Consider the following 1938-nt stretch of genomic DNA (forward strand, 5'->3'; position numbering starts at 1 on the left):
GTGTAGGCACCGCCCAGGCAGCAAGTGCCCCGGACCACGAACCGGTGACAAAATGCTCGATCGGCAGTGTGAAGCCGGCGGCGGCCGCCGAGCCGGCACAGAGCGCCATGGTGTAGAGCCCGGTCATGACGGCGGCCTTGTCGGCGAAATCTCGCTTCACCAGGCCCGGCAGCAGCACATTGCCGATGGCAATGGCGCCGCCGGCAAGGAAGGTGGCGACAAACAGCAGGGGAACCGTACCGAACCAGCGCAGGCCGGTTCCCAGCACCAGCAAGGTGAGCGCCCCGAGCAAAGTGCGCTCGGCTCCATAGCGCTGGGCAAGTCTTGGCGCGAAGGGCGCGAACAGACCCAGGCACAGAACGGGCAGCGTCGTCAGCAGGCTGGCGCCCGTCGTCGACAGTCCGGTTGCCTGCATCACCTCGGGCAGCAGTACCGACAGGCTGGAAAACAGCGGCCGCAGGCTGAAGGCGATCAGCACAAGGCTCGCGCCAAGCACGATGCGCGCCGCACGGCTGCGCAGTTCAGGCGGCTGCGGCGCGGGCAGGCTGTCGGCCTCGGCATCGATGAGTTCCAGACCCTCGATGGCGGCGGATTGCGCCGTCGGGTCAGGCTGACGAAAACTCTGGTTCATTGCGAAAGCAGTCTTTCAAGTTGGGCAAGCACCGGCGCCATGAAGGCGCGAACGGCGGCAACGGCGCGCTCGGGATTGCTCGCGGCAATGGCGTCGACGATAGCCGCATGCGCCTGGTGGTCCGGTTCGGGCAGATCGCCGTCGATGGTGGCATGGATGGTCTCGGTGATGGCGGCGGTGAAGAAGTCGTAGAGCTCCATCATCGCTTTGTTGCCGGACGCCGCGACAACCGATTTGTGGAAAGCGAGATCGCGCCGGATGAAGGCATCGCTTCCGCCGTCCGCGACGGTGCCGCGTTCGGCAAGCAGTTGCCGCATCGTCTCAAGATCGGCTGGCGTGTGGCGCATGGCGGCGAGCCGTGCCGCCTCCAGGTCGAGCGCCGCCCGCGCCTCCCACTGATCGCGCAGGCCGGTGCGCTTGACCCGGTCGAGCGCGGCAGAGGCATCGACGGTAGAGCGCACATATGTGCCCGAGCCCTGGCGCGTATCCAGCAATCCTTGCGAGACCAGCACCCGCACCGCCTCGCGCACCGTGCCGCGGCTGACCGACAGAAGGTCGGTCAGGGCTGCCTCATTGGGAATGCGCTCGCCGACGCCCCAGCGGCCGCTGACGATCTCCGCACGCAGGCTGCTGGTGGCGCTGTCGGTGAGATTGGTTCTGGTGGCGGGTTGCATAGGCCTATTCATAAGTCATCAGATGACTTGATGAATAGGCCTGCTTCTAGCTGCCGTCAAGATGCTCATCGAAGCCAACGAGCACCATGCAATGGGAACGGATCAGCTGGTGGCCCGTGCGAAGCTCGCCATGTGAAAGGCCTGGACCTCCGGCGGATAGCGATACCCCGTGCCATAGGGGCACGCATTGCGATCGAGGCAACCGCCGCTGCGGCAGGGTTCGCCATTCGCTCCCCCCACATGCGCCAGGCAGGATTGATAAGCGAATCCTTGCACGGAATAGGCGTCGACCGGGCAGGATTTCAGGCAGGGTTTCTCGGCGCAGCTATCGCAAAGGTGGGGCGCTGCCTCGGCAACTTGAACTGGAATTTCGTCGTCAAACAGCAGCACACCGCGGTAGGCATGCCATAGCCCGTAGCGCGGATGCATGAGGATGCCGAGCGGCGACGGTTTCAGCCCCTCCGCCCGCATCGCCCATTGCTGGAACGGCAGATAGGGCTTGTCCGACGGAGAAATCGCCCGTGCGCCAAAATCCTGCGCCACGGCGCCGATCACTTCGCGCGACCATGTGTCGAGCGGATTGGCGATTGCCTGTGGCTGTTGCTCCCACCAACGCAGGAAATGCGGCCAGGG

3 protein-coding genes are annotated in these 1938 nt (G+C 65.2%); all 3 read right to left on the reverse strand.

The features are described 5' to 3' along the window. Nucleotides 1-631: MFS transporter (locus EN879_RS33800; RefSeq protein WP_127274603.1), on the reverse strand; the 631-nt coding region annotated here is incomplete at its 3' end. Continuing rightward, the gene (locus EN879_RS33805) at nt 628-1305 is read right to left on the reverse strand and encodes a FadR/GntR family transcriptional regulator (protein WP_063168202.1); all 678 of its coding nucleotides are present in this window, start codon (nt 1303-1305) and stop codon (nt 628-630) included. The genes EN879_RS33805 and EN879_RS33800, both read right to left, overlap by 4 nt. A gap of 102 nt (nt 1306-1407) precedes the next feature. Further along, on the reverse strand, nt 1408-1938 hold a 531-nt coding region (locus EN879_RS33810), incomplete at its 5' end, for a 4Fe-4S dicluster domain-containing protein (protein ID WP_164774759.1).

The organism is Mesorhizobium sp. M7A.F.Ca.AU.002.02.1.1 (genome assembly GCF_003998535.1).
GTDB classification, from domain to species: domain Bacteria; phylum Pseudomonadota; class Alphaproteobacteria; order Rhizobiales; family Rhizobiaceae; genus Mesorhizobium; species Mesorhizobium ciceri.

Excerpts from the sequence above, each read along its gene's own strand:
- EN879_RS33805 (WP_063168202.1), bottom strand. The coding sequence starts at position 1,305 with ATGCAACCCGCCACCAGAACCAATCTCACCGACAGCGCCACCAGCAGC.